Genomic DNA, 15,838 nt, shown 5'->3' with positions numbered 1-15,838 from the left:
CGCATGGTCGTTCAACCTGTTCCGGGTGGGCCGAACGTGCTCGATCCGGTTACGAAGCAGTTCATCCCGCCCGAGGGCATTGCGGTGGACGACTTCGATCTGTACTGGCATCGGCGTATCGCCGACGGCGATGCGCGAATTGTCGAGCCCCAAGCGCCCGCGACGGCGAAGGTGGCGAAAATCGAAAAGGGTGATCAATGACCATCTCGTTCCCGAACATCCCGCAGAATCTGCGGGTTCCGCTGTTCTACGCGGACATCGATCCCCGCAATGCGAATACCGGTCAGCCGACGCTGCGTGCACTGATCATCGGCCAGGTGACAAGCTCGGGGTCGGCAACGCCGAATGTCCCGCAAATCTGCCAAGGCGTGGCCGATGCGAAGACTGTCGGCGGCCAGGGTTCCATGCTGGCACTGATGACTGCAACGTATCGAGCGCGAGACCAGTTCAGCGAAATCTGGTATCTGCCGCTCGCGGATGACCCGGCTGCCATGGCGGCTACTGGGTCGCTCAACTTCACCGCTGCGGCGACGGCAGCTGGCGTTCTCTCCCTGTACATCGCGGGCACGCGCGTCTCGCTGAACGTGTCGTCGTCTCAAACGCCGGCGCAGCTTGCGACGGCGTTGGCAGCCGCCATCAATGCGGTGGGCGACCTGCCGGTGACGGCCGCCGTCGACGGTACGACGACGAGCAAGGTGAACATCACCGCCAAGAACAGGGGCGCAGGCGGCAACGACATCGATCTCCGGCTGAATTATCTCGGCACGGCCGGTGGTGAGGCCACGCCGACGGGAATGACGGTCGCAATCGTCGCGATGGCCAGTGGCGCGACGAATCCGTCGCTTACGGCCGCGCTCGCCAACCTCGGCGACAAGACGTTCGACTTCATCGCACTTCCGTACAACGACACCACGTCGCTGAACTCGGTCAAGTCGTTCCTGAGCACGCAGACGGGGCGATGGAGCTGGGCACAACAGCTGTATGGCGGCGCGTATGGCGCGTACCGCGGCACGCTTGCCGCGTGTCAGACCTTCGGCGCTACGCGGAACGATGAGCATGTGTCGATCATGGGTTTCAACGACTCGCCGTCACCGAACTGGATCTGGGCGGCCGACATCACGGCTGCTGTCGCAGTATCGGCCCAAGCGGATCCGGCGCAGCCGCTGCAAACGGTCACGCTCGGCACTGTGCTTGCGCCTCCGGTGCAGTCTCGCTTCCAGCTGACGGACCGCAATACGCTGCTTTACACCGGGATCAGCACGTTCACGGTGGCCGACGATGGCACCGTCGCAATCGAAAACCTGATCACGACGTACCAGCTCAACAGCTTCGGGCAGCCCGACAACAGCTATCTCGAAGTCGAAACGATGAACACGCTGGCGTATGTCCTGCGTCGGCTGAAGTCGGTCGTCACGACGAAGTACGCGCGGGTGAAGCTGGCGGCGAACGGAACGCGCCTCACGGCGGGGAACAACGTCGTCACGCCGAACATGATCCGCGCCGATCTGATCGCCGACTATCAGGCGATGGAGGAAAGCGGGTACGTGCAGGGCAGTGCGCAGTTCGCGCAGGGGCTCGTCGTGCAGCAGAACACCAGCAACCCGAACCGCGTCGACGTGCTCTATCCGGCGGTGCTGATCGACCAGCTCCGGATCTTCGCCCTGCTGATGCAGTTCAGCAACCAGGTCGCTGCGGCGGCCTAACCACGGCAACGATGTCCATGAAGGCGCCTCCGGGCGCCTTTTTTCATTTCAGGAGGGCATTCGATGCCTAGCAACCTGCTCGCCGGCACGGCGTCCGTGTCCGTCGACGGCCAGACCTACATGGTGTCGGCGAACTTCAAATACAGCCCCGGCAAAAAGACGCGCGAGTCGCTCACCGGCATGGACGGTGTCCACGGCTACAAGGAAAAGTGGCGCGCGCCGTCGATCGCCATGCAACTGCGCGACTGGGGCGGCTTGACGGTCGAGAACGTGAACGGCATGACGAACGTCACGGTCGTCGCCGAGCTCGCGAACGGCAAGACGATCATCGGCCGAAACATGTGGTCGGTCGAGGATCAAGAGGTGGACTCCGAAGACGCCGTGTTCGACGTCAAATTCGAGGGTCCGGAAGTCACCGAAACGACGACGAACTGAACATGAACGAACAAGCAAAGGAAAAGGTGGGCGGGGAAGATGCTCCTGCTCCGCATCCCGAAACCCTGACGATCACGCTGCGGAAGCCGATCCAGATTAAGGGCGACACGGTTTCGTACACCTCGCTCGAGCTTCGTGAGCCGATCGTCGATGAGCTCGATCGCTCGCTGCAGGCGGGCAGCTCGAACTATGCGTCGAACTGCGCGCTGATCGCATTTATCACTGGGATTCCCGTGCAAGCGGTCCGGATGATCGGCAAGCGTGACTATTCGGAGGCGGTCGCGTATCTCCAGGGTTTTTGACGGCGTGGCCCGTCGACTGGAGGGGCTTGGTCGCCGAGGTCACGAAGTATTACCACTGGGGTCCGGAAGATGCATGGCGCCTGAAGTTGAGCCGCTTTCTCTACTGGTATGAACAGGCGAAGCGGTTGAAAGAGATGGGAGTTCAGTGATGGCGGCGCCGGTCTTTCAGATCACCATCAACGCAGTGGACAAGGCGACAGCTGTTGCCAGGCGTGTCAACGATTCCATCGCAAAGATCACGAAGCCGATCGCCGACGTTAAATCGTCGGTGGCCTCCTTCAACAAGGAAACAGGACTCGACCAGCTCGGAAAGAAATTTGAATCGGTCGGGAAATCAGCGCAGACCGTCGCACGTAGCGTCGCATCGATTGCGCCGCCTCTCGCGGCGATCGTCGGTGTCGGAAGTGTGGCGGGGATCGCGGCGTTTGCGACGAGCTGGGGTCGTGCTGCTGCGGAGATCGCCAATACGTCGAGCGTGATCGGCGTCACTACGACGGACCTGCAGCGCTACCGCGGCGCCGCCCGCGTTGCCGGGCTATCTGCCGACGCGATGACGGGCAGCATGCAGTCGCTCGGCGATGCGTTCGAGGATGCATCGGCGGGTCGCAACAACTTCGTCGCTGGCGTCCTATCCGACAAGGGGATCGGTATTCACCGTCTGAAGGACGGCACGATCGACGTCGTGCGTGGGCTTCATGATGTGGCGTCCGCGGCGTCGAAGATCACGAATGCCCAGGCGCAACGAAAGTTCCTCGACATTTTCGGGCTCGGCGGCATCCAGGCCATGATTCGCCGGGGCACGATCGACCAATTTGTTTCGAAGTTCGACGAGCTGAACGCGACGATGTCGCCGGAGCAAATCGCGCAGGGCGAGAAATTCAATCAGTCCATGATCGCGCTCGATGCGTCGGTCGACAAACTGAAGAACTCGGTCGGTTCCGCGCTCGCGCCGGCTCTCGGCCGGGCAGTCGACGAGTTCGCGCGCCTTGCTGATGACTACGGGCCGAAGATCGCGCACTGGATCGACAACGTCGATTGGGACAAGACTGCGAAGTCCATCGCGAGTGTTGGCGAGGCCCTGGGCGGCGTCAAGGGCATTGCACTCGCTGTCGCCGCGGTCACGTTTGCTGGGCCGATCGCTGGACTGGCGTCGATGCTCGTGAAGGCGACGGCACTCTCCGGTGTCTTGATGCCGTTGGCTGCGAATCCCATCGTCGCCGGCGCGCTTGGGCTGCTTTACAGCCAGGGTTTGAACAAGGGTGAAGGGGATACGCGCCTGACGCAGCCCGGCGATGTATGGGATGGTGACCCGATCGGCACCAGACGCCGCGGGGGTGCCGCTGCGGACTCACAGACGGCAAACGTCGTCAACTCCCTGATGTTGAAGGGATGGACGAGGCAGCAGGCATCCGGCATCGCCGCGAATCTTTGGTCCGAGAGCATGTACAACCCGAGCGCCGTCGGCGACAACGGGCATGCATATGGGATCGCGCAATGGCACGAGGACCGCCAAGCAGCGTTCAAGAAGCTGTTCGGCATCGACATCCGGAAATCAACGCTGGATCAGCAGCTTCAATTCGTTGACTACGAGCTCCGGAACGGAAGCGATAAGGGCGCGCGACAGGCGGGTAATGCGCTGATGGGCTCAGACAACGCGGCTCAGGCCGGCGCGATCGTCTCGCGACTGTATGAGCGGCCGGCAGATGCTGATGGCGAGGCGGCCAAGCGTGCACAGGCTGCTGATTCGATCGATTCAGCATCACGGAAGAATTACGGAACGCAGAGGCTCGAGGTCACGATCCATATGCCGGGTGCGCCGCATGGCACACGCGCGAGCGTGCATTCGAACGGCGAAGTCATGGCGACCGGCCAGATCGGTCATTCTTTATTGATGGGGCCGTAACGTATGAGCGTGACGACAGGAGTGGTTATTGCCGGCAGCATCGGCGGCGTTGCCTCGTCAGCCTCTGATCTAGTGAGCGGGGTTTCGAGCGTCGTCAACGGCGTCTCGAATCTGCTGTCGGGGAACTGGCAAAACCTGATGCGTGGCGCCTCGTATGGGGGCGTTCCGTTCGCGGTGGAGGCCGCGCGGACGGCCGGGGGCCGGCGCAATGCGGTTCACGAATATCCGTATCGCGACGAGGTTTGGGCCGAGGATCTCGGCAAACTGCCGAGGCAGTTCAATCTGGTTGGATTCCTCGTCGAAGACAGCCTCATCTACGGCGGTGGTTCGGTCATCGGTCAGCGGGATCGCATGTTCAACGTGTGCGAGTCCGCCGGCCCGCAAACGCTGGTCCATCCGACGTTCGGCACCGTCGAGAACGTGAATTGCCTGAATGTCGAGTTTATGGAGCGGAAGGACCTCGGCCGTGTCGTGGAGGTGATGTTCACCTTCATTCGGAGCGGCCTGAGAATCTATCCGAAGGTGGTGGACTCGACGCAGGACGTCGTATCGACTGCCGCTGACGCGCTGAATGCGTCATCGCTGCTCGATTTCGTCAGAAACACGGCATCGGCGATCCAGGCTGGAGCGGCCGTCGTGCAGACGGCGGTTTCTGCGGCGGTCGGCATCTACCAGCTCGGCATTACCGCTGTGAACGATGTGAAACGGTTCCTGGGCGCCGTTTCGACGCTGTCGGGCAACTTCGGACGCTTGTTCGGTGGTGGCAATTCGGGCTATCTCGGATCGAATCAGAAGGCGCCGGTCGGCACGACGGTTTCGATGCTGATTCAGAACGATACGGTATTGCGCGCGGCAGTCAATTCGAGCGGCGTTGCTTTGCAGGCCGCCGCTGCGGCTGTCGGCGACACGGCATCGTTCTCTGCGGCTGCTGTGACCTTCGTGCGGTCCGTCGCGGCATCGGCCGCCGATCCTGCCGACGCCATTCGCATGCTCTCGAGCATGGCGACCTACGCGCCGGCAGGCATCACGTCGTCTTCGGCGATCGGAAGTGCGATGGCGGCGATGCAAACGGCGTGCGGTGCGCTTTTCCGTCGCGCAGTCTTGGCGCAGCTTGCGACCACGGTATCGGCATACCAGCCCGCATCGCAGCAGGATTCCCAGGCGCTCATGGCGAGCGTTACGGCGATGGTGGATGCCGAGATCGAGATTGCTGGCGATGCTGGCGACGATTCGAGCTATACGGCTCTGCGAGCGCTTCGGCAGGCGGTCGTGGCCGACCTCCAGGCTCGAAGTGCAGGCATTGCGCCGGCCGCCGCGTTCAATTTCAGCGCGCCGCTGCCGGCCTTGGTGCTCGCGAATCGGATTTACAGAGACCCGACGCGTTCCGACGGTCTCGTGCAGCAATCGGATGCAGTACACCCCGCGTTTTTACCGACTTCGTTTCAAGCTCTCGCGACGTAATCCATGGATGACGAACTCTCCCTGAGCATCGGCGGCCAGTCGATCTCGGGATGGACAGACGTCCGCGTCACTCGTGGGATCGAGCGCTTGCCGAGCGATTTCGAACTTGGGCTGACCGAGCTCTATCCCGGCCAGCTCGATCGGGTCGTGGTGCAGCCGGGCGACGAATGCATCGTGAAGATCGGAGCGGACGTCGTGCTGACGGGGTATGTCGATCGATACGTGCCCTCCATGGATGCGCACAGCCATACGATCCGCGTCGCGGGTCGAGGGAAGTGTCAGGACCTGGTCGATTGTGCGGCTTTCTGGCCGAACGGCCAGATAAGCGGCACGTCGGCGCTCGACGTTGCGTCGAAAATCGCGGCGCACTATGGAATCACGGTCTCGTGCGATGTGCAGAATCTGCGTGCAATTCCGCAGTTCAACCTGTTTCTCGGGGAGTCGTGCTACGAAATCATCGAGCGCATCAGCCGATACAGCTCGCTCCTCGTGTATGACGCACCCGACGGGAACCTGGTGCTCGCGCAAGCCGGCACGGACCATGCCGCAAGCGGGTTTCAGCAGGGCATCAACGTGCAAGCCGCGACAGTGCAGTATTCGGCTGACCAGCGATTCCAGACATACACCGCGTTCACGCAATCCGTGCAGATGTATTCGGACATCGGCGTCGCAGGGAACGTCATCGCTACGGCTACGGACGCCGGAGTCAAGCGTCCGCGTGAGCGCGTGATTATTGCGGAGGCGGTTCAGGGGTTTCAGGATCTTGCGAAGCAGCGCGCGATCTGGGAAATGAATCGCCGTATTGGCCGCGCCGCAGTCGTGACGCTCACGACCGATACGTGGCGCGATTCCGCCGGCGCCCTGTGGACGCCGAACACGCTCGTGCCGATTCTGCTGCCGCAGTTGAAGCTGGCGGATCAGTATGGGACCGGCCCGGTGACTTGGCTGATCGGCGAAGTGACGTATCAACGGAGTATCCAGACCGGTACCACGGCGACAATCACTGCGATGCGCCCCGAGGCGTACCTACCAGAGCCGACGGCTCTGCAACCGATGTTTGTCGACGGCAGCAACCTACCCCAATGAACGAGCATTTGAATGGTGTGACGGCGCGTCTGGCGCGCTTCGTCACGGTCGTTACGGGGTGGGCGCGCGTGACGCAGCAGAACGATGCCGGCGGCGCTCAGCTGCTGCAGGTTCAAGTGAATGCCCGTGAGGCGATCGACGGGTTACCGCGGATCGCCGAGTTCGGTTTGACGAGCGTCCCGCCGGACGGATCGGACGTCGTGATGCTGAACCTCGGTGGCGGACGCAACAACGGAGTAATCGTCGGGACGAACCATCAGCAGTCGCGCCCACGGAACCTGAAGCCCGGCGAAACGATGCTCTACAGCCAGGACGGGAAGTACGTCTATCTGACAGCGTCGGGTGGGATCTCTGTTTTCGCGAACGGTCAGCCGGTGAGCATCACAGGCGCGACAACGGTCACGATCAATGCAGCTACGAAGGTGCGCATGGAGACGCCGCGTCTCGAATGCACTGGCGACATCGTTGATAACTGCGACACGACCGGCAGAAGCATGGCCGCTGATCGAGTGATCTTCGATGGACACGATCACAACGTGCGGAACGTCCAGGGCGGCACAAGCACAGTCGTTTCCGATCCTCCGAACCAGACCGAATGAACCCGACAGATATTCAGATTTTCTGGGACGCGGCGAACAATCGCGGCGACTGGGCGACGCTCGGGCCGGTTCTCATAACCGGAAACGACCTCGAGACTGCGATCCTCGTGAGCCTCTTTACCGATCGCATGGCTGCGCCGGACGACGTGATTCCTGACGGATCTGGCGACCCACGGGGCTGGTGGGGCGACGATGCAGCGAGCCCGATCGGATCTCGGCTTTGGCTGCTTCGAAGAGCGAAGCAGACGACGGAGACATTGCAGCGTGCGTACGACTACATAGCCGAGTCCCTACAGTGGCTTATCGATGACGGCGTCGTGGCGAAGTTCGACATCACCGTCGAATGGACGCGAACCAGTTTTCTCGGCGCGAAGGTCGTCGCCTATCAGAAGGACGGGACGAAAGTCTCGCTCGCCTACTCGTGGGCTTGGAACGGAAATTCATAAATGCCATTCTCGCGACCGACACTCTCGGATCTGAAAGCGCAGGTTGCAGCGGACGTGCAGGCAAACCTGCAAGGCGTCAGCGCGCTGCTTCGAAACAGCGTCCTCCGCGTCATCACGGTAGTGCAGGCCGGTTTGGCGTACCTGCATTACGGTTATCTCGATTGGATTGCCAAGCAGGCAGTCCCGTGGACGGCTACAGATGAATACATCGTTGGCTGGGGCGCGCTCAAGAACGTCTACCAGAAGAGTGCGACGGCAGCATCTGGGACCGCGACGTTCCAGGGTACTGCCGGCAAGATCGTTCCATCCGGGACGACGATCGTTCGTGGTGATGGTCGAACATACGTTACCCAGGCATCTGCGACCGTGAGTAGCGGCGGGACCGTGACGGTTTCTGTGACGGATTCTCAGCCGGGGGCATCGGGTAATTGCGATGCAGGTACCGTGCTATCTCTCGGGACGGCGATTCCGGGTATCCAGTCGTCAGGCGTGGCTGCAGTTGCCTTCACCGGTGGTGCAGACGTAGAAGATGCCGATGCGTTCCGTGCGCGCGTTATTTCTGCATTCCAAGCAATTCCGCAAGGCGGCGATCAGAACGACTACGTTCTGTGGGCGACGGCGGTTCCCGGGGTCTCACGCGCTTGGTGCTTGCCAAATGGGTTCGGCGCTGGAACCGTCGTTCTGTATTTCATGATGGATCAGGCCGAGTCGGCGCATTCCGGCTTCCCGCAAGGCACAAACGGCGTCGCGACGAGCGAGACGCGCACGGCCGGAAAGGCTACCGGAGATCAGTTGACCGTGGCGAATGCCATCTATGAGGTTCAGCCTGTGACGGCCCTCGTATATGCCTGCGCGCCGAACAACAACCCCGTGAATTTTTCGATTTCGGGACTTTCGACTGCATCGAGCGGCACCCGCGCTGCGGTTTCTGCGGCGATCTCCGATGTGTTTCTTCGAAAAGGGGCACCTGGTGGGACTGTCGATATTTCCGACATCAACTCGGGAATCGCGGCGGTGCCGGGCACTTCCGGATTTGTAATCACGTCGCCGGTTGGGAACATCGTAAGCGTTACCGGCTATCTGCCGACGCTCGGCACCGTAACTTTTAGCTAAGGGGAGGGCTGAATGGGCGCCCCTTCTCTGCTTGCGTCGAATTTTCTCAGCGCAATTCAATCATTGCTTCCGCGCGGTCAGGTCTGGCCGCGTGATCAGGATGCAGTGCAAACCAAGGCGTTAGCAGGGCTCGCGCCGTCGTATGAGAGGAGCACCACTCGAGCAAATTACCTGCTGATCGACGCGTTTCCAGGGTCGAGTTACGAGCTTCTCCCGGAATGGGAGGAGACCGTTGGTCTCCCTGATCCTTGTGCCGGGCCGGCCCCTACGGTTGGCCAACGTCGCGCGCAGGTCGTAGCGCGTCTAACCGGAGTTGGCGGACCGTCGATTCGAAGTTTGACGGCTTTCGCAGCAAACCTCGGCTACAGCGTCACGATCACACAGTACTCGCAGGCGCGAGCGGGGATCCTGCGAGCTGGGCAGCCTGTTTGTGGGTACGCATGGAATTTCGCATGGAAGATCACTGCACCTCTCGCCTCGTTGAAGGTTGCAGTTGCCGGCGGCATGGCTGCCGGTGATCCGCTCGTTTCGTGGGGAAATGAAGTCCTCGAATGCGAATTCAGGTCCGTGATGCCCGCACATACCGTGCCGATATTTGCGTACGGACAGCCGGGCGAGCTCGATAGCACATTTATTGTTGGTGGGTCGCAGCTGTTGTAAGCGCCCCAGAGGCTTCGAATAAGCCGCCATTAGCGGACTATTTTTGAGAAAACACGATGACGGCGAACTTCGTCCCCGGTCGCATCCTTACCGCAGCGCAACTGAACGGCGCGTTCGACGCGAAGGCGAACACAACGGATCTTCCTATTGCGCCGGAGATATTCGGCGCGGCCGGAGATGGCAGCACCGACGATACTACCGCGATCTCAGAGGCGATCAGTGCGGCGGTCGGCGATCAAGGCGTGGTGAATACCCAGGGCAAATCGTACTTGGTCACCGCTGCAAGCAATGCGCTAGGTAAGCGGTTCACTGGTGGTGGGAAGCTGCTTGCGAACGACCCGCATGGCGGCCTCGTACAGCTCAACAGTTATGGCGATGATGGGAAGATTTTCTTCGGGAAAGAATATCTTTACCGGTTGTTCCTGCGGCTGAAGTCCGGCGGCAACCTTACGATGTTTCTGTATGGCGACTCGACGGTTGCGACTGCTGCGGAGGGAGGTGGTTACGCGGGGCCGAACTTCGAGCCTCAGGTGCTGCTGCCGGACTACCTGATTCGCGTTAAGGGCGTCCGCAACAACATCGCATGCATCAATCGCGGAGTCGCTGGCACGCGAGTTGTGCAGATGAATGCGATTCCCGACATCGATGTCATCGGTGGGACGACGGACGTTTTCATCATCAAATACGGCATCAACGACGCGCAGGATGGCGTGCAGGGGTTTGCGACGAATCTGCGTGCGCAGCTCGCGGCGATTCGTGCAAACTCGCATGGCACTGTTGATCAGCTCGCAATCGTCCTGGTCGGCCCGAGCGCGACCTACGACCCGCAGCATGGTCGCGCATCACCGTGGTACGAAAGCATTCGCGGGATCTACGTGCAGGCCGCACGCGACTTCCAGTGCGCGTATTTCGACACGTATGCATACCTGAGGGACATCAACTGGGCCGCGGGCAAGATGATGTCCGACGATTTCGGCAATGGCCAGGGGGTACATCCGACCGAGATCATGCAGACGATGATCTGGGGCGGCCTCACTGACTGTTTGCTGGGCGACTGCGATATGCATCCGTATGCGAGCGATGCATGGCAGGCGGTTCCCTTGACCGACGGGTGGGCAAACTACGGAAGCGGGTATTCGAATGCATACGCCAGCATGTCGCGCGATGGGTGGGTTTCGTTGCGCGGCATGATCATGAGCGGAACTATCGGCGCAAATCGCCAGATTGGTTCGCTCCCGCTTACCGTCATGATTCCAAGCGTCGCTGAGCATTTCCCATGCTCGACGGCTTCTGGCTTTTGCTCGATTCGAATCAATACCAACGGGCACATCGAGCAAGCAGACGGCAACGCCAGCGCTACCTACACGTCACTCAGCGGAATCCGTTTCAAGCCGCGTGGCTGACCACAGCTGCGCATCACACATTCGCAATATCTAGCCGCCTTCGGGCGGCTTTTTCATTTCTAGGCGTCGCTTCGACGCAAAAGAGGCCCCATGTATCGTATCGACGACGCGACCGCGGCGAGCTCGCTCCCCACGCCTGAAACGGCGGGTGCGGAAGGCTACTTTACCGAAGGGGATCCTGTTGCCGGGCTGCCTGCAACGAATGTGCGCGGGTCGTGGCTCAACATGATCCAAGAGGAACTGTGTTCGATCCTCGCTGCCGCTGGCATCGCTCGGTCGAAGACCTCCTACAGCCAGGTCAACGCGTCCCTGCAGAAGATGTATTCGCCCATCGTCGGTGCGGCGCGCAATTTGGCGATGAGCGTGTCGGCTGCGGCAGCAACGGCGACCTTGATGGCGGATCAGATCATCGTCGCGTCGGCCTTGGGGGGGCAAACTTTCGTCCTTTCGAACTTCAATAAGACGATCAATCTCGGGACGACTGGTGCCGGCGGCATCGATGCCGGGGTTGTTCCCGCTTCGGGATACGTGGCGCTTTACGCGATCTACAACCCGACCACGAACACATCAGCCCTTCTCGCGACGAACGCGACCGGGGCGGTTCAGCCGAATGTATATGGTGGCGCGTACATGCCGGCTGGCTACACTGCGAGCGCGCTCGTCAGCGTCTGGCCGACGAATGGAAGCAGTCAGCTTGTGGCCGGCTTCCAAACGGATCGCAAGATCTGCATCGCCAACATCAACGTCCTGAGCACGACGACCGTTCAGGCTTCAGTCGTGCCGTTGTCGATCGCGAGTGCTGTTCCGCCGAACGCGAGAACTGCACGTGGTTTTTCGAGCATCGGAACTTCCGCGAGCAACGCATATGCAACATTCAATGCGGCAAGCTCTGCGGCGCCTCTCGGGATGCAGCAATTCCAAGGGCAACTGACGAACAGCTTTACCATGAACGTCACGTTTGATGATGTTCAACTGATCACTCAACAAACCATGTATTACGCCGCAATCGTGAACACCGGGACGATGTCGGCAAATATCTATATTTCCGGATACACCATCTAGCAGGAGGCGGTCGTGAGCAATATCTTCGTGCAGTTCTCCGACGCGTCGGAGGCGACGGTCACTTCCGTGTTTGGCTGTCAGCAGGAAGCGGGCGCGTATCCGCATCAGGGAGAGGTAGCCGCGTCGGATGCCCGATATTTGGCGTATCTCGATTCGCTTCCGGAAGCTCAAAGACAGGGGCTGCCCACGCAGTAATCGGCTCAGTGAAAGCGATGGTTACCAGAGCGTGGCTTCGCAATGCTCAGCATCTCGATAGCCGAGCAGCCAGTGCGTCGATGATTCCGTCCCGTCTTTATATGGATTGTGGCTGTCCCCATTTTCCCATGCTTTGAAGCCAGCTTGATAGGCATACGTCGACGCAATCTCGGGCGTTGAAATCGGGCGATTCAGAAAATTTCGGATCCAGCGAAAAATCATCGCTATTTACTCCAGTAGCAGATTCTTTTTGATGATCTGCGAATGATACGTGAACCGCGTATCGGGCTCGACAAGTCTCATCAGAATCAAATTCTGGAGCCAATCGAGCTTCATGGCCGCCTTCGGGCGGCTTTTTCATTTCCGGGGGATGAATGACCGACAACGAATCGGCGCCGGTGCGGGTTGAGGAACGTCTGCGCGCGGGAGAACGACGCTTTTCGAAGCTTGAGTGGCGCTTGGACGCGTCAGCCGCGGACACGAAGCAGCACCTGCAACGCCAGGACGAAAAGATCGATGCGATCGTGGCCTCCGTCTCCTTGATCCAGACGAACACACAGTCGATGGTCGACACGTGGGAGGGCGGCGCACGCGCAGTGCGCGCGTTGTGCCGTCTCGCAGATGCGTGGCGGTTTCTCATCCGGCACGTTGCCGGCCCAACGATCGCATTCGGCGCCGTCGGCGTGATCGTCTTTCGTTACATGCGGCATGAGCCCATTCCCGATTGGGCGAGCGCGGTCGTGAAGCTGCTTTTGGGATGACCATGACACCACAAACCCTTTCCGCCGCGTTGCGGATCCCGCTCGCGCGCGCGACGGCATGGGCCGACCCGCTGTCGGCCGCAATGGCGCTGTATGCGATCGATTCACCGGCGCGTCAGGCTGCATTTCTCGCTCAATGCGGGCATGAGACGGGTGGTTTCCAATGGCTCCGCGAAATCTGGGGGCCAACGCCAGCGCAGCGCGCGTATGAGCCGCCGGTGTCGAAGGCAGTCGAGCTGGGCAACACGCAGCCCGGTGATGGCTTCCGGTACCGCGGCGGTGGTCTGTTGCAGATCACCGGCCGCTATAACTTCCGTGTGATGGGGCAGAAGATCGGCATCGATCTTGAGGGGAACCCCGACCAGATCGCGCAACCGGCCGTCGCGGCTGAAGCGTCCGCGCAGTTCTGGGTGGATCACACATTGAGTGCGTTCGCCGACGTCGGCGATTTCCTGTCGATCAGCCGTGCGATCAACCTCGGCAATCCTCGATCGACTGCCACGCCGAACGGTATGCCCGATCGCCTCGCGCTCTGGGGTTCCTGTAAGAAGGCGCTCGGCGTCGTCTGACGCACCAGTTTTCGATTTTCGAAATTTCGCAATCCAGCCCGGCCGCGCGCCGGGCTTTTTTTCGGACCAGACATGACCCGATGCAGCCATGACGTCGCGCTCGAGCAGCGCTGCGAGAAGTGCACGGCCGAGGGCCTCGCGAAAGTCACGCGCGCCCACACCGAGAAGGAAACGCTCTCGGTGGCCGTGAACATTCCGGAGCATGCCGAGCGCAAGACGACGGCCCTGTTCGAGCGCACGCGGAAGGATCTGATCGAGCGCGAGGGCGGCCACTGCTTCATCTGCAACGCGACGGCCGAGGAATCCGGCCATCCGCTCGAGGCCCATCACCATCCAATCGAGCGCTCGCTCGCCGAGCTGATCGACTGGGAGCGCTTCAAATTCGACGCGCAGGCCGGATTCTGGGGCGAGCACATCAAGGCATTCGACTGGGCCGGCTTCAGCGATTGGACCCAGTTCGTCGACGACATGACCGTGAACGGCATGTTGCTCTGCAAGGCGCACCACATCGGGAAGGACGAAGGGCTGCATGCGATGCCGTTCCCGCTCTGGATCGCCCAGAAGTACGCGAAGGAGGGCTACCAGTTCTCCGACGTCGAGGTCATCCACCACAACCAGGAGTAAGCCGTGCCGAAATCCATCCTTCAAACCGGCGCTGTCACGTTCACAGCGTCGTCGTTCGTCCCGCTCATCGATTGGGCTGCATCGGCGATGGGCGTGAAAATTCCACTTGACGCACAGCTGCAACTCGCGGCTGGGCTGATCACGCTCGGTCATGCCCTCGTCAATCGCTTCTTCCCGCAAGCGACCACCCAGCAGTAACCGCCCGCCGCGCGCCGCGGCACCACCCCCGAAGGAACCCCATGAAGAAGCTCATGCTGCTCGCGGCAGGCATTGTCGCGTCCGTCGCATTCGTCGCCGGCTGCAAATCGTTGCCGACTCTGCAGGAACAGTTCACGCAGGCCTGTCCGATCGTCAATGCCGATCTGAAGATCATCGCCGCATCGCCGCTGCTCACGCCGGCGCAGCAGCAACTGCTGAGCGGCGTCCCGGGCGATGCCACGAAGCCGGGCATCATCGCCTCAAACGAAGCCATCTGCGCAGCCGGCGCGCAGCTCAACGTCACGGACCTACGCACGATCCATGACAGCCTGCTGCCGATGGCGACCACGATCGTGCAGGCCGTCCCGGCGCTCCCGCAGCAGCAGGTCGTGCTGCTCGCTCTCCAGACGTTCGGGCCGCTCGTGCAGGGGATGATCGATCAGCTCATCACGGCCACAACCGCGCCGGCTGCCGCCTCGACGCCGCTCGCGGGCGCGCCGCTGAAATGACCCCGCGCGATTACGCGCTGCTTGCGCAGGAGGCGTATTCCGCGAAGCCGGACATCGGCAAAGCGGACAGCGCCTCGCGCGCGATCGTGCGGCAGACGGCCGGCGGCCTGGTCGTCGCCTTCCCAGGCACCGACAACCTGGATTGCGTGGCGGCTGATCTGGACGCGCATCCGATCGACGTGATCGGCGTCGGCCAGGTGCACCACGGGTTCTGGAAGGCGTGGGGAGCGATCGCCGTCGATGTACTCGCGGCGATCGACGGACGGCCCGTGACGCTCGTCGGGCATTCGCTCGGCGCGGCGATCGCGATCATGGCCGCGTCGGCGATGGTGGTTGCCGGCAGCGCGCCGGCGGCCGTCTACGGCTTCGAGCCGCCGCGCGTGAGCACGAACGGGAGTGTTGCCGCGCTGCTCGCGAATGTCCCGCTCAGCCTGTACAAGAACGGTAACGACATCGTTCCCGAGTTGCCGCTCGATTGGCGTCACGCCGGCCAGATTCAGCAGATAGGGCGGCCAATGTTTCCCTTTCCGAACGTGACGGATCACGCGATCGCACGGGTGGTCGCGGCGCTCACAGTGCCTGCGAGCACATCAGCTCATAAATAGCGCAGCGCCAGCGCGTCGCAGGTCTCGTCGTCCAGCTCGTCGAGGCCTGTCGCGCGCACCCAGCAACTGCACCCGTGGTAGGGCTGAACGCGCATCGGCGAGCACCTCGGATTTGTACAATGGGCGATGCCCGCGCCCGGTTCAGCCGTGCCAGCCCAATGCTCGCAAGTCCAGCATGTGCGCGTCACCGTACGAACGTGCAGC

The 15,838-nt window shown here is 61.5% G+C and carries 21 protein-coding genes; 20 read left to right on the top strand and 1 reads right to left on the bottom strand.

Features of this window, described 5'->3' with window-relative positions; all coding sequences use genetic code 11:
- The first annotated feature begins 3 nt into the window (after positions 1 to 3).
- From OHZ10_RS29230 to OHZ10_RS29165, 14 genes are all read left to right on the top strand, one after another.
- Positions 4 to 201 (top strand): DUF2635 domain-containing protein, encoded by a 198-nt coding sequence (locus tag OHZ10_RS29230; protein ID WP_342705143.1) that lies wholly within the window; start codon positions 4 to 6, stop codon positions 199 to 201.
- The gene (locus OHZ10_RS29225; RefSeq protein WP_342705142.1) at positions 198 to 1,703 is read left to right on the top strand and encodes a phage tail sheath subtilisin-like domain-containing protein; all 1,506 of its coding nucleotides are present in this window, start codon (positions 198 to 200) and stop codon (positions 1,701 to 1,703) included. Before OHZ10_RS29230 ends, OHZ10_RS29225 begins: the two co-directional genes overlap by 4 nt.
- 63 nt (positions 1,704 to 1,766) lie before the next feature.
- Positions 1,767 to 2,138 carry a phage tail tube protein gene (locus OHZ10_RS29220; RefSeq protein ID WP_227893685.1) on the top strand — a complete coding sequence of 124 codons (372 nt, stop codon included), beginning with the start codon at positions 1,767 to 1,769 and terminating at the stop codon, positions 2,136 to 2,138.
- Between the two features lie 2 nt (positions 2,139 to 2,140).
- Entirely contained in the window at positions 2,141 to 2,440 is a 300-nt protein-coding gene (locus OHZ10_RS29215; RefSeq protein WP_342705141.1) for a phage tail assembly protein, read from the top strand.
- 148 nt (positions 2,441 to 2,588) lie between these two features.
- Positions 2,589 to 4,343, top strand: a complete 1,755-nt coding sequence (locus OHZ10_RS29210; RefSeq protein ID WP_342705140.1) for a phage tail tip lysozyme — start codon at positions 2,589 to 2,591, stop codon at positions 4,341 to 4,343.
- A 3-nt stretch (positions 4,344 to 4,346) separates the two neighbouring features.
- The gene (locus tag OHZ10_RS29205) at positions 4,347 to 5,804 is read left to right on the top strand and encodes a DNA circularization protein (protein ID WP_342705139.1); all 1,458 of its coding nucleotides are present in this window, start codon (positions 4,347 to 4,349) and stop codon (positions 5,802 to 5,804) included.
- Between the two features lie 3 nt (positions 5,805 to 5,807).
- A complete protein-coding gene (locus OHZ10_RS29200) occupies positions 5,808 to 6,890 on the top strand; it encodes a phage baseplate assembly protein (protein ID WP_342705138.1) in 1,083 nt (360 codons plus the stop codon).
- Positions 6,887 to 7,489, top strand: coding sequence for a phage baseplate assembly protein V (locus tag OHZ10_RS29195; RefSeq protein WP_342705137.1), 603 nt, complete (start codon positions 6,887 to 6,889; stop codon positions 7,487 to 7,489). Before OHZ10_RS29200 ends, OHZ10_RS29195 begins: the two co-directional genes overlap by 4 nt.
- Positions 7,486 to 7,935, top strand: a complete 450-nt coding sequence (locus tag OHZ10_RS29190; protein WP_342705136.1) for a phage GP46 family protein — start codon at positions 7,486 to 7,488, stop codon at positions 7,933 to 7,935. The genes OHZ10_RS29195 and OHZ10_RS29190 overlap by 4 nt, the downstream gene beginning before the upstream one ends.
- Positions 7,936 to 9,048, top strand: coding sequence for a baseplate J/gp47 family protein (locus OHZ10_RS29185; RefSeq protein WP_342705135.1), 1,113 nt, complete (start codon positions 7,936 to 7,938; stop codon positions 9,046 to 9,048). It begins immediately after the preceding gene.
- A gap of 12 nt (positions 9,049 to 9,060) precedes the next feature.
- Positions 9,061 to 9,708: a YmfQ family protein gene (locus OHZ10_RS29180; protein ID WP_342705134.1), complete on the top strand. Its 648-nt coding sequence runs from the start codon at positions 9,061 to 9,063 to the stop codon at positions 9,706 to 9,708.
- Positions 9,709 to 9,764: 56 nt separating this feature from the next.
- Positions 9,765 to 11,111: a GDSL-type esterase/lipase family protein gene (locus tag OHZ10_RS29175; RefSeq protein WP_342705133.1), complete on the top strand. Its 1,347-nt coding sequence runs from the start codon at positions 9,765 to 9,767 to the stop codon at positions 11,109 to 11,111.
- Between the two features lie 90 nt (positions 11,112 to 11,201).
- Positions 11,202 to 12,173, top strand: a complete 972-nt coding sequence (locus OHZ10_RS29170; RefSeq protein ID WP_342705132.1) for a hypothetical protein — start codon at positions 11,202 to 11,204, stop codon at positions 12,171 to 12,173.
- A 12-nt stretch (positions 12,174 to 12,185) separates the two neighbouring features.
- Complete coding sequence (locus OHZ10_RS29165; protein ID WP_342705131.1) at positions 12,186 to 12,368, top strand: hypothetical protein; 183 nt, start codon at positions 12,186 to 12,188, stop codon at positions 12,366 to 12,368.
- 21 nt (positions 12,369 to 12,389) lie between these two features.
- On the opposite strand, the gene OHZ10_RS29160 is transcribed toward OHZ10_RS29165, so the two are convergent.
- On the bottom strand, positions 12,390 to 12,590 hold the full coding sequence (locus OHZ10_RS29160) for a ribosome modulation factor (protein WP_342705130.1): 201 nt from the start codon (positions 12,588 to 12,590) through the stop codon (positions 12,390 to 12,392).
- A 152-nt stretch (positions 12,591 to 12,742) separates the two neighbouring features.
- Between OHZ10_RS29160 and OHZ10_RS29155 the strand changes: the two genes are divergently transcribed.
- The 6 genes from OHZ10_RS29155 (at position 12,743) to OHZ10_RS29130 (ending at position 15,634) form a co-directional block, all read left to right on the top strand.
- A complete protein-coding gene (locus OHZ10_RS29155; RefSeq protein ID WP_342705129.1) occupies positions 12,743 to 13,129 on the top strand; it encodes a hypothetical protein in 387 nt (128 codons plus the stop codon).
- Positions 13,093 to 13,698 carry a glycoside hydrolase family 19 protein gene (locus tag OHZ10_RS29150; RefSeq protein WP_342705128.1) on the top strand — a complete coding sequence of 202 codons (606 nt, stop codon included), beginning with the start codon at positions 13,093 to 13,095 and terminating at the stop codon, positions 13,696 to 13,698. Before OHZ10_RS29155 ends, OHZ10_RS29150 begins: the two co-directional genes overlap by 37 nt.
- 72 nt (positions 13,699 to 13,770) lie before the next feature.
- Entirely contained in the window at positions 13,771 to 14,322 is a 552-nt protein-coding gene (locus tag OHZ10_RS29145) for a hypothetical protein (protein ID WP_342705127.1), read from the top strand.
- Positions 14,323 to 14,325: 3 nt separating this feature from the next.
- Positions 14,326 to 14,520 (top strand): hypothetical protein, encoded by a 195-nt coding sequence (locus OHZ10_RS29140; protein ID WP_342705126.1) that lies wholly within the window; start codon positions 14,326 to 14,328, stop codon positions 14,518 to 14,520.
- Between the two features lie 41 nt (positions 14,521 to 14,561).
- On the top strand, positions 14,562 to 15,029 hold the full coding sequence (locus OHZ10_RS29135) for a hypothetical protein (RefSeq protein WP_342705125.1): 468 nt from the start codon (positions 14,562 to 14,564) through the stop codon (positions 15,027 to 15,029).
- The gene (locus OHZ10_RS29130) at positions 15,026 to 15,634 is read left to right on the top strand and encodes an alpha/beta fold hydrolase (protein WP_342705124.1); all 609 of its coding nucleotides are present in this window, start codon (positions 15,026 to 15,028) and stop codon (positions 15,632 to 15,634) included. The genes OHZ10_RS29135 and OHZ10_RS29130 overlap by 4 nt, the downstream gene beginning before the upstream one ends.
- The last annotated feature ends 204 nt before the right edge of the window (positions 15,635 to 15,838 follow it).

The sequence above is a fragment of the Burkholderia arboris genome, from assembly GCF_038723655.1.
Classification (GTDB): domain Bacteria; phylum Pseudomonadota; class Gammaproteobacteria; order Burkholderiales; family Burkholderiaceae; genus Burkholderia; species Burkholderia arboris.
Note: the sequence above shows the minus strand (reverse complement) of the source record. Positions and strands in the feature narration are given on the sequence as shown.

Excerpts from the sequence above, each read along its gene's own strand:
- OHZ10_RS29230 (WP_342705143.1), top strand. The coding sequence starts at position 4 with ATGGTCGTTCAACCTGTTCCGGGTGGGCCGAACGTGCTCGATCCGGTT.
- OHZ10_RS29225 (WP_342705142.1), top strand. The coding sequence starts at position 198 with ATGACCATCTCGTTCCCGAACATCCCGCAGAATCTGCGGGTTCCGCTG.
- OHZ10_RS29220 (WP_227893685.1), top strand. The coding sequence starts at position 1,767 with ATGCCTAGCAACCTGCTCGCCGGCACGGCGTCCGTGTCCGTCGACGGC.
- OHZ10_RS29215 (WP_342705141.1), top strand. The coding sequence starts at position 2,141 with ATGAACGAACAAGCAAAGGAAAAGGTGGGCGGGGAAGATGCTCCTGCT.
- OHZ10_RS29210 (WP_342705140.1), top strand. The coding sequence starts at position 2,589 with ATGGCGGCGCCGGTCTTTCAGATCACCATCAACGCAGTGGACAAGGCG.
- OHZ10_RS29205 (WP_342705139.1), top strand. The coding sequence starts at position 4,347 with ATGAGCGTGACGACAGGAGTGGTTATTGCCGGCAGCATCGGCGGCGTT.
- OHZ10_RS29200 (WP_342705138.1), top strand. The coding sequence starts at position 5,808 with ATGGATGACGAACTCTCCCTGAGCATCGGCGGCCAGTCGATCTCGGGA.
- OHZ10_RS29195 (WP_342705137.1), top strand. The coding sequence starts at position 6,887 with ATGAACGAGCATTTGAATGGTGTGACGGCGCGTCTGGCGCGCTTCGTC.
- OHZ10_RS29190 (WP_342705136.1), top strand. The coding sequence starts at position 7,486 with ATGAACCCGACAGATATTCAGATTTTCTGGGACGCGGCGAACAATCGC.
- OHZ10_RS29185 (WP_342705135.1), top strand. The coding sequence starts at position 7,936 with ATGCCATTCTCGCGACCGACACTCTCGGATCTGAAAGCGCAGGTTGCA.
- OHZ10_RS29180 (WP_342705134.1), top strand. The coding sequence starts at position 9,061 with ATGGGCGCCCCTTCTCTGCTTGCGTCGAATTTTCTCAGCGCAATTCAA.
- OHZ10_RS29175 (WP_342705133.1), top strand. The coding sequence starts at position 9,765 with ATGACGGCGAACTTCGTCCCCGGTCGCATCCTTACCGCAGCGCAACTG.
- OHZ10_RS29170 (WP_342705132.1), top strand. The coding sequence starts at position 11,202 with ATGTATCGTATCGACGACGCGACCGCGGCGAGCTCGCTCCCCACGCCT.
- OHZ10_RS29160 (WP_342705130.1), bottom strand. The coding sequence starts at position 12,590 with ATGATTTTTCGCTGGATCCGAAATTTTCTGAATCGCCCGATTTCAACG.
- OHZ10_RS29155 (WP_342705129.1), top strand. The coding sequence starts at position 12,743 with ATGACCGACAACGAATCGGCGCCGGTGCGGGTTGAGGAACGTCTGCGC.
- OHZ10_RS29145 (WP_342705127.1), top strand. The coding sequence starts at position 13,771 with ATGACCCGATGCAGCCATGACGTCGCGCTCGAGCAGCGCTGCGAGAAG.
- OHZ10_RS29135 (WP_342705125.1), top strand. The coding sequence starts at position 14,562 with ATGAAGAAGCTCATGCTGCTCGCGGCAGGCATTGTCGCGTCCGTCGCA.
- OHZ10_RS29130 (WP_342705124.1), top strand. The coding sequence starts at position 15,026 with ATGACCCCGCGCGATTACGCGCTGCTTGCGCAGGAGGCGTATTCCGCG.